The 8,188-nt window shown below is 60.6% G+C and carries 9 protein-coding genes and 3 tRNA genes; 11 read left to right on the top strand and 1 reads right to left on the bottom strand.

Features of this window, described 5'->3' with window-relative positions; all coding sequences use genetic code 11:
* Positions 1–182: 182 nt before the first annotated feature.
* From cysP to CNQ84_RS20030, 4 genes are read left to right on the top strand one after another with little or no spacing between them, the layout of a single operon-like run.
* Positions 183–1,202, top strand: a complete 1,020-nt coding sequence (gene cysP / locus CNQ84_RS20045) for a thiosulfate ABC transporter substrate-binding protein CysP (RefSeq protein ID WP_096006518.1) — start codon at positions 183–185, stop codon at positions 1,200–1,202.
* A gap of 10 nt (positions 1,203–1,212) precedes the next feature.
* Complete coding sequence (cysT, locus tag CNQ84_RS20040) at positions 1,213–2,079, top strand: sulfate/thiosulfate ABC transporter permease CysT (RefSeq protein WP_096006517.1); 867 nt, start codon at positions 1,213–1,215, stop codon at positions 2,077–2,079.
* 9 nt (positions 2,080–2,088) lie between these two features.
* Positions 2,089–2,955 carry a sulfate/thiosulfate ABC transporter permease CysW gene (gene cysW / locus CNQ84_RS20035; RefSeq protein WP_096006516.1) on the top strand — a complete coding sequence of 289 codons (867 nt, stop codon included), beginning with the start codon at positions 2,089–2,091 and terminating at the stop codon, positions 2,953–2,955.
* Positions 2,952–4,046 carry a sulfate/molybdate ABC transporter ATP-binding protein gene (locus CNQ84_RS20030; protein WP_096006515.1) on the top strand — a complete coding sequence of 365 codons (1,095 nt, stop codon included), beginning with the start codon at positions 2,952–2,954 and terminating at the stop codon, positions 4,044–4,046. Before cysW ends, CNQ84_RS20030 begins: the two co-directional genes overlap by 4 nt.
* Before the next feature lie 9 nt (positions 4,047–4,055).
* On the opposite strand, the gene CNQ84_RS20025 is transcribed toward CNQ84_RS20030, so the two are convergent.
* Positions 4,056–4,910, bottom strand: coding sequence for a LysR substrate-binding domain-containing protein (locus CNQ84_RS20025; RefSeq protein ID WP_096006514.1), 855 nt, complete (start codon positions 4,908–4,910; stop codon positions 4,056–4,058).
* A gap of 103 nt (positions 4,911–5,013) precedes the next feature.
* On the opposite strand from CNQ84_RS20025, the gene CNQ84_RS20020 reads away from it, so the two are divergent.
* The 7 genes from CNQ84_RS20020 to CNQ84_RS19990 all read left to right on the top strand — a co-directional run bounded on the left by CNQ84_RS20020 (position 5,014) and on the right by CNQ84_RS19990 (position 8,064).
* Positions 5,014–5,187 carry a YjiS-like domain-containing protein gene (locus CNQ84_RS20020; RefSeq protein ID WP_096006513.1) on the top strand — a complete coding sequence of 58 codons (174 nt, stop codon included), beginning with the start codon at positions 5,014–5,016 and terminating at the stop codon, positions 5,185–5,187.
* Between the two features lie 57 nt (positions 5,188–5,244).
* Positions 5,245–6,216 (top strand): bifunctional biotin--[acetyl-CoA-carboxylase] ligase/biotin operon repressor BirA, encoded by a 972-nt coding sequence (gene birA, locus CNQ84_RS20015; protein ID WP_096006512.1) that lies wholly within the window; start codon positions 5,245–5,247, stop codon positions 6,214–6,216.
* Positions 6,206–6,955 (top strand): type III pantothenate kinase, encoded by a 750-nt coding sequence (locus CNQ84_RS20010; protein WP_096006511.1) that lies wholly within the window; start codon positions 6,206–6,208, stop codon positions 6,953–6,955. Before birA ends, CNQ84_RS20010 begins: the two co-directional genes overlap by 11 nt.
* Positions 6,955–7,647: an SPOR domain-containing protein gene (locus tag CNQ84_RS20005; RefSeq protein WP_096006510.1), complete on the top strand. Its 693-nt coding sequence runs from the start codon at positions 6,955–6,957 to the stop codon at positions 7,645–7,647. Before CNQ84_RS20010 ends, CNQ84_RS20005 begins: the two co-directional genes overlap by 1 nt.
* A 134-nt stretch (positions 7,648–7,781) precedes the next feature.
* Positions 7,782–7,866: transfer RNA gene (locus tag CNQ84_RS20000), tRNA-Tyr, on the top strand.
* 24 nt (positions 7,867–7,890) lie between these two features.
* Positions 7,891–7,964: transfer RNA gene (locus CNQ84_RS19995), tRNA-Gly, on the top strand.
* 24 nt (positions 7,965–7,988) lie between these two features.
* Positions 7,989–8,064 (top strand) — tRNA-Thr (locus CNQ84_RS19990).
* The last annotated feature ends 124 nt before the right edge of the window (positions 8,065–8,188 follow it).

The raw sequence follows: 8,188 nt of genomic DNA, 5'->3' as shown, positions 1-8,188 counted from the left end.
AGGGTGTTCTTCTTTGTGCGCGCGGAAAAGTTCTGGGCGGGTGGCGGGCTTATGCTTTAGCGTTAGAAGTAATAAGCAAATCCGTCTAACCTGCTTGTTGTTCTAACTGATGCTGGGCGGTAATCTGGGCGCCCATTGAGAAAGGTGCTCGCCCAAGCGGCCCTGTGCAGTTGGAGACAGACATGTTGCAATCCCCGCGTAAACTGATCAAACAGCTGGTCGTGGCACTGACGGTCACCAGTGGTCTCGGTGTCGCATCGGCACAGGCCGCCGACCAGGAACTGCTGAACTCCTCTTACGATATCGCTCGCGAGCTGTTTGCTTCGTATAACGAGCTGTTCGCCGAGCACTGGCAGCAGGAGACCGGCAAGACCATCGAGATTAACCAGTCCCATGGTGGCTCCTCCAAGCAGGCGCAAGCAATTATCCAGGGGCTGCGGGCAGATGTGGTGACCTACAACCAGGTGACCGATGTCGATATCCTGCATGAGCGCGGCAACTTGATTCCTGCGGACTGGCGCGAGCGTCTGCCTAACGCCAGCTCTCCTTATTATTCGACGATGGCCTTCCTGGTGCGCGCGGGCAACCCGAAGAACATTCAGAACTGGGATGACCTGGTTCGCGATGACGTGAGTTCTGTGCTGCCCAACCCGAAAACCTCGGGCAACGGCCGTTATACCTACCTGGCTGCGCTGGGCTATGCGCAGAAAACCTTTGGTGATGATCAGGAAGCCATCGACAACTACCTGCGTGAGTTTCTCGGCAACGTCGCGGTATTCGATACGGGCGGACGTGGCGCGACCACCACCTTCGTTGAGCGCGGCATCGGTGATGTCCTGCTGACCTTCGAATCTGAAGTGAACAACATCGCCGCCCAGTCCGACGGCGAGTATCAGGTGGTGGTGCCCAAGGTGAGCTTCCTGGCGGAGTTCCCTGTCACCTGGATTGACCGCAGTGTCGAGCGCAACGAGACAACTGATGTCGCCAAAGCGTATCTGGAATATCTGTATAGCGAAGAGGCGCAACGCCTGATCGCCGGTTTCAATTACCGCGTACACGATGAGACGGTGAAGGCGGAATTTGCTGATCGCTTTCCCGAGCTGGAGCTGTTGCCGATCGAGGCGATTGCCGGTGACTGGAAAACCGCGATGACTGAGCATTTTGCTAGCGGCGGCAAGCTGGATCAGCTGCAGCGCCGCTGAGAGAATCAGCATGAGTGAGCTGTCAGGCGGCCGTTGGTCGCCGCTACGTCGCAATCCCGGCAAACGTGTGTTGCCGGGATTCGCGTTGAGTATGGGGATATCGCTGCTGTTTATCAGCCTTATCCTGCTGCTCCCTGTGACCGGCTTGCTGGTTCAGACCGCAGGCATGAGCTGGGAGCAATACTGGGGCGTCATCACCGACGAGCGTGTTGTCGCCTCCTACAAGGTCACGCTGTGGGCCGCCGGTATTGCCTCATTGTTCAATGGTATCGCCGGTTTACTGCTGGCCTGGGTACTGGTGCGCTACGAATTCCCGGGCAAGCGGCTGATCGATGCGCTGATCGATTTGCCCTTTGCATTGCCGACAGCCGTCGCCGGTATTACGCTGGCGGCGCTATTTGCCGAGAACGGCTGGTATGGCCAGCTGCTGGCGGAACTGGGTATCAAGGTGGCCTTCACGCCGTTGGGTATTGTCGTTGCCATGTCCTTTACCAGTCTGCCTTTTGTGGTGCGTACCGTGCAGCCGGTACTGGAGGACCTGCCGGTCGAGGATGAGGAGGCTGCCATCAGCATGGGGGCTTCCGATCTCGCGGTCTTTCGCCGAATTCTTTTTCCCAGCCTCTGGCCCGCGCTGATGACCGGGGTTGCCCTGTCGTTCACCCGCAGCCTGGGTGAATTTGGTGCGGTGATCTTTATTGCCGGCAATATGCCGTATGTCAGTGAGATCACCAGTCTGATGATCTTTATCCGTCTGCAGGAATTTGATTACGGTGCGGCGAGCGCGATCGCTTCCGTGGTGCTGATCGCCTCGCTGGTGCTGCTGCTGGCAATCAACCTGTGGCAGGCGCGTTATCTGCGCCGTCTGCATGGCCGCTGAGGGAGGGCTATGAAATCTCAAGGCCGCTTGCGGGCGGGTGATCAGCCCTGGATCAAATGGTCGCTGATCGGGTTTGCGCTACTGCTGGTTGTCCTGCTGTTGGTCGTACCTCTGGTGATGATCTTCAGCCAGGCGTTCTCTGCGGGCGCGGCGACGTTCTGGGATAACCTGACCGATGAGTACACGCTCCACGCGATCGGCTTGACGCTGTTTGTTGCCGCGCTGACCGTGCCGATCAACCTGGTGTTCGGGACCTTCCTTGCCTGGCTGGTGACGCGCTTCGAGTTCCCTGGTCGCAAGGCGTTGATTACCCTGATCGATATCCCCTTCGCCGTCTCGCCGGTGGTGGCGGGTCTGCTGTATCTGCTGTTGTACGGCAGCAACGGCTGGCTCGGCGGCTGGTTGATGGATCGGGATGTCCAGCTGATGTTCTCCTGGCCGGGTATCGTGATGGTAACGGTCTTTGTCACCTGCCCCTTTGTCGCGCGTGAGCTGATTCCTCTCATGCAGCAGCAGGGGCGGGAGGAAGAGGAGGCCGGTGTGGTGCTTGGCGCTTCCGGCTGGCAGCTGTTTCGCAAGATTACCCTGCCCAACATTCAGTGGGCGCTGCTTTACGGCGTTGTGCTGACCAATGCACGCGCCGTCGGCGAGTTTGGCGCCGTGTCTGTGGTCTCGGGCAACATTCGTGGCCAGACCAATACCCTGCCGTTGCACGTCGAGCTGCTGTATCAGGATTACAATGCGGTCGGCGCTTTTGCCAGCGCGTCTCTGCTGGCTGGTATCGCCTTGCTGACCCTGTTGATCAAAAGCGCAGTGGAGTGGCGGCAGGCCCGCCAGATGCGGCCGGTGAGCACTCAATCGGATCGAACTACATGAGCATTACCCTCGAGCAAATCGACAAGTCCTTCGGCGCCTTCAAGGCGCTGCAGGGGATCGAGCTGGATATCCCGGACGGGGAGTTGATCGGCCTGCTGGGTCCCTCCGGCTCCGGTAAAACCACACTGCTGCGGATTATCGCCGGCCTTGAGAGTGCCGACAGCGGGCGGATTCTATTCCACGGTGAGGATGTCACCCGCCGGCACGTGCGTGAGCGTCGGGTGGGGTTTGTGTTCCAGCATTATGCGTTGTTCCGGCATATGACCGTTGCGCAGAATATTGCCTTCGGTCTGGACGTGTTGCCGCGTAAGCAGCGTCCGTCCGCTGCGGAGATTCGCCAGCGCGTTGGCAATCTGCTGGAGATGGTGCAACTGTCGCATTTGGCTGATCGCTTTCCGGCCCAGCTATCCGGCGGGCAGAAACAGCGTATCGCGCTGGCGCGCGCGCTGGCGATGCAGCCTCAAGTGTTGCTGCTGGACGAGCCCTTCGGAGCCCTGGACGCTCGCGTGCGCAAGGATCTGCGCCGTTGGCTGCGCAGCCTGCATGACGAACTCAATTTCACCAGTGTGTTTGTTACCCATGACCAGGAAGAGGCGCTGGAGTTGTCCGACCGGGTTGTGGTGATGAGCGCCGGACATATCGAGCAGGTTGATACGCCGGAGGCGCTTTATGCCAAGCCTGACTCGCGTTTTGTGTTTGATTTTCTGGGGCACGTCAATGTGCTTCAAGGTTCGCTTGTAGGTAATCGGCTGGCAAGTGGTGACGCCTGGGTGCAGTTCCCGGAAGAGCCGGCGGCAGCGGGTGAGGCGCAGCTCTATCTGCGACCGCACGAGGTGCGCCTGCAGCTAAGTCCGGTCGGGCACGCGCATCTGCCGCTGCAGGTTGAGGCGATCAACCTGATTGGTGCCGAGGTGCGGCTGGAGCTGCGTCCCTGCGGCTGGCAGTGCGATACCTTGTGGGAGGTCGGTATCACCCATGCCGAATATCATAGCTGGCAGCCACGTCGCGGCGACCGCTGTTTCGCCGTGCCGGATGTCGGGCACCTGTTCGTTGCCGGGCACACACAACCGCAGACGCTTTACTGGGGCTGATGTGCTTCCCTAGTGGCGAAAGCCTTCGATAATGTGCGCTGCCAGTGATTCGCTGGCGGCGGAACTGCGTCGTGAGTCGCGCAGCAATACGATGCTCGCCTGCGGCATTTCCGGCAGGCCTTCGTTCGGGCCGAGCATCTGCATGCTGTCAGGAATAAGGCTGCGCGGCTGGGCCGTGATCGCCAAGCCTGCGCCGACCACGGCAAAAATGGCCGACAGGCTCGGGCTGGTGTAGGCGATGCGGTAATTGCGTTGCTGTGCTTCCAGCGCATTGCAGGCCCAGTGCCTGCAGAAACAGTCCCCGTTGAACATGGCCAAAGGCAGCTGCTCCAGATGCTGTAGCCCGGCGCCCGTGGCCTGGGCCCAGACCAGTTGCTCCTGGCGTAGCAGCTCGCCAATCTCCTTGCCCGGTTCGCGGGTAACAATGGTCAGATCCAGATCATGGCGCTGCAGTAGCTGTGTCGACGGCTCGCAGTGCATTTCCACCTGAACCAGCGGAAAGCTGTGTGCGAAACGCGCCAGGACGCCCGGCAGAAAGCGCGCAACGTAGTCGTCTGGCGTACCGATGCGTACCAGCCCGACCATGTCCGGTGTGCGCAGACTGTTCAGTGCTTCTCCCTGCAGGCGCAAGATACGTCGCGCATATCCCAGCAGTAGCTCTCCCTCTGCCGTCAGCTGAACCTGCCGCCCTTCCCGGCTGAACAGAGGGCGTTGAACAACATCTTCTTCCAATCGCTTCATCTGCATGCTGACGGCTGACTGGGTGCGATTGAGTTGATCGGCCGCGCGGGTGAAGCCGCCCTGGTCGGCGATCACGGTAAAGGTGCGCAGCAGCTCGCTATCGATGGTCGGAAAGTGCGCCATTGATCAATTCTCCGGATGCATTGCATAAAAAACATTCGTTGGATTGATCTTAAGCCGCTCGCCAGACTTTAGCCATGGTTTGGTGGTGAGTGGAGACACCGAGATGCGAGGGATAGTGCGGTTTATCGAGGTTTGGCGTCGCTGGCGGCGCCGTCGTTACGAGCATGCATTACTGGCGGGCATGAGTGCTGCGCAGCTGCAGGACGCAGGGATTACCCGTAGCGATGCGCTGGAGGAGTTGGCGCGGCCCTGGTGGCGCCGCAAAACGCGAGGATAGCCGGTCGCGCGCCCCGGCGTTATCATGTGCCGTTCATTTCAAAAGGTAACAGCATAGATGCTCGGCGCGATACTCACACGGCTGGCTGACGGGCGCTTTCATTCTGGCGAAGCGCTGGGCGAGACGCTGGGCGTTAGCCGCGCTGCTATCTGGAAGGCGCTGAAGCGCCTGGAGGAGCAGGGTTACCCCTTGCAGCGTGTGCGAGGCAAAGGCTATCGCGTGCCGCGTGGTGCCTGTTTGCTCGATGCGGCGGCGATCCGCTCCCTGCTGCCGGCTGTATTGGCTGAGCGCTGGGAGTGGCACCTGCATCAGCAGGTTGACTCGACCAACGCCGAGGCGCAGCGCCGTCTGGCCCCGGGTGCGCCGCGCCCCCTGATCGTGCTGGCTGAGCAGCAGACGGCTGGCCGCGGCCGCCGCGGGCGGCCCTGGAGTAGTCCCTACGCGCAGAACATCTACCTGTCCATCGTGGAGCCGGTTTCCGGCGGTGCCCACGGTCTTGAAGGGTTGAGCCTGCTGGTTGGCCTTTGTCTGGTGCAGGGCCTGGAAGACCTTGGCTACAAGGGGTGTCAGCTCAAGTGGCCCAATGACGTGCTGTTGGGCGGCGCCAAGCTGGCCGGCATTTTGCTGGAGATCAGTGGCGATCTGACCGGCGAGGCGCTGGTCGTTATCGGTGTCGGCGTCAATGTGCTGATGGATTCCGCTGAGGCGGTGGACCAGGCCTGGACCTCGCTTTATCGAACCGGGCAATCGGCGACGCTGGATCGCAACCAGCTGGTGGCTGCGTTCTTGCGACGTCTGGCGCCGGCGATGGATGTCTTCCGTGCCGAAGGCTTTGCCCCTTTCCGTGAAGCGTGGCAGCAGCGCGATGCCTGGGCCGGGCAGCCGGTGCGTGTGGTGTCTGGTAGTCAGCAGCAACTAGGCCTGTCTGCCGGCGTCAATGCGCGCGGCGCGCTCGTGCTGCAGCAGGAGCAGGGTGTGCAGGAGATCAGTGGGGGAGAGGTCAGTTTGAGGTTGAACGATGCTACTTGAGCTGGACTGCGGGAATACCCTGATCAAATGGCGCCTGCTTGATCGGGAGGGGCGTGTGCGCGATCGCGATATGGCGCCGGACCTGGTTGAGCTGCAGCGCCTGCTGGGCGGGCAGGAGCGTGAGATACACGGCTGTCGTCTGGTGTCCGTGCGGTCGGCGGAAGAGAATCAGGTGGTGCTGGACCAGTTGACCAGTTGGCTGAAGTTGCATCCGGTCCTGGCGCGCAGTGCTGCCGAGCTGGCTGGTGTGCGCAACGGCTATGCCGATTACACCAAGCTGGGCATGGATCGCTGGTTGGCGCTGGTTGCTGGCTACCATCTCTGTCGGCGCGCCTGTGTGGTGATTGATCTTGGCACAGCGGTGACGGTCGACTTCGTCAATGCCGGCGGACAGCATCTGGGCGGTTACATCGCCCCGGGCAGCAAGTTGCTGCGCGGCAGTTTGAAGCGTCACACCCGGCTGATTCGTTATGAACAGTCGCTGCGTGGCGACCTGGCAACCCCGCGCCCGGGCGACAGTACTGCGGAGGCGGTCGAGTTTGGCTGTGACCTGATGCTGGTCGGCTTTGTGCGTGAGCAGCTACGCGTAGCCCGCCAGGCGCTGGGGGATGAAATGGTGGTCATCCTCACCGGTGGTGACGCCGAGCGCATGGCCGAAGCCTTGCCCCAGAGCTGCCACATTATTAGCGACCTTGTATTCGATGGTCTGGCGCTGGCGTGTCCCATGGAGATCGATTGATGCGTTCGCTGTTTCTGTTTCTGCTGCTGCTCAACATTCTTTACGCGCTGTGGCAGTTGCAGGCCGCCAGCGTCAGGCCCGACAGCGTGCTGCCCGCGCAAGAGCTGGGCGGGGTGGAGCAGGTGCCAGCCGCCAGCGCAGGTTCGCTGGCGGAGACTGCGCCGATTGCGCGCTCGGAGATCGTTGAAGAGGCGCCGCCGGCCGCGTTGTGCATCACCTTGGGCGTGTTCGCTGAGCGCCGAGAGGCCGAGCAGTTGCTGCAGCGGCTGCTGGCTCTGGACGTGCAGGCCGGACTGATTGAGGATGACGTGGTCGGCAGTACCGATTACTGGCTGGTCATGCCCGTCTCGGGCGGCAGTGTCGATGCCCTGGCTCGGCTGTCGCTGCTGCAGGAGCAGGGCATCGAGAGCTTTGTCATTACCCGTGGTCCGCTGGCGGGCAATATCTCCCTGGGTGTGTTTTCCCGTCTGGATTACGCCGAGGCGCGGCAGGCGCAATTACTCGCCGACGGCAATGATGTGCGAGTTGAGTCGGTAGACAAGATGCGCAGTCAGTACCTGGTGCAGGTGCAGCCTGCGGCCAGGCGCCTGGTGGATCAGGCGCTACTTGGGCGTCTGCGCAATGACTTTCCTGCCCTGCAACATCAATATCAGGCTTGTTCCCCCGTTGCCAAGTTGGGCGAGTTGCCCTAGAATTGCGCCCGCTTCACGACGACCCTTTTTGCTGATTGGGTCTGCGTTGGCAGAAACATGGTTCAAGTAAGTGTTTTTGCTAACAAAAGTGTTGACAGGGGGTCGCCAAGTGATGAAAATGGCGCCTCTTTTACGGAGGGGTTCCCGAGCGGTCAAAGGGATCAGACTGTAAATCTGACGGCTTAGCCTTCGAAGGTTCGAATCCTTCCCCCTCCACCAGATTTCGCGTAGTCAGGCTACTTGGCGGGTATAGTTCAATGGTAGAACCTCAGCCTTCCAAGCTGATGGTGCGGGTTCGATTCCCGCTACCCGCTCCAGTCTGACCATGCAATGGTGTGTAAGCTCATGTAGCTCAGTTGGTAGAGCACACCCTTGGTAAGGGTGAGGTCAGCGGTTCAAATCCGCTCATGAGCTCCAATATCAAGGCAGATATGCGAATATCTGCCTTTTATTTAATGGTCGCGTGACACGCGCATTGCTCTCACGAATAGGGGATCTCTCGATGGCTAAAGAGAAGTTCGAACGTAGCAAACCGCACCTG

Source organism: Pseudomonas abyssi (genome assembly GCF_002307495.1).
In the GTDB taxonomy this organism is placed as follows: domain Bacteria; phylum Pseudomonadota; class Gammaproteobacteria; order Pseudomonadales; family Pseudomonadaceae; genus Halopseudomonas; species Halopseudomonas abyssi.
Note: the sequence above shows the minus strand (reverse complement) of the source record. Positions and strands in the feature narration are given on the sequence as shown.

Excerpts from the sequence above, each read along its gene's own strand:
- cysP (WP_096006518.1), top strand. The coding sequence starts at position 183 with ATGTTGCAATCCCCGCGTAAACTGATCAAACAGCTGGTCGTGGCACTG.
- cysT (WP_096006517.1), top strand. The coding sequence starts at position 1,213 with ATGAGTGAGCTGTCAGGCGGCCGTTGGTCGCCGCTACGTCGCAATCCC.
- cysW (WP_096006516.1), top strand. The coding sequence starts at position 2,089 with ATGAAATCTCAAGGCCGCTTGCGGGCGGGTGATCAGCCCTGGATCAAA.
- CNQ84_RS20030 (WP_096006515.1), top strand. The coding sequence starts at position 2,952 with ATGAGCATTACCCTCGAGCAAATCGACAAGTCCTTCGGCGCCTTCAAG.
- CNQ84_RS20025 (WP_096006514.1), bottom strand. The coding sequence starts at position 4,910 with ATGGCGCACTTTCCGACCATCGATAGCGAGCTGCTGCGCACCTTTACC.
- CNQ84_RS20020 (WP_096006513.1), top strand. The coding sequence starts at position 5,014 with ATGCGAGGGATAGTGCGGTTTATCGAGGTTTGGCGTCGCTGGCGGCGC.
- birA (WP_096006512.1), top strand. The coding sequence starts at position 5,245 with ATGCTCGGCGCGATACTCACACGGCTGGCTGACGGGCGCTTTCATTCT.
- CNQ84_RS20010 (WP_096006511.1), top strand. The coding sequence starts at position 6,206 with ATGCTACTTGAGCTGGACTGCGGGAATACCCTGATCAAATGGCGCCTG.
- CNQ84_RS20005 (WP_096006510.1), top strand. The coding sequence starts at position 6,955 with ATGCGTTCGCTGTTTCTGTTTCTGCTGCTGCTCAACATTCTTTACGCG.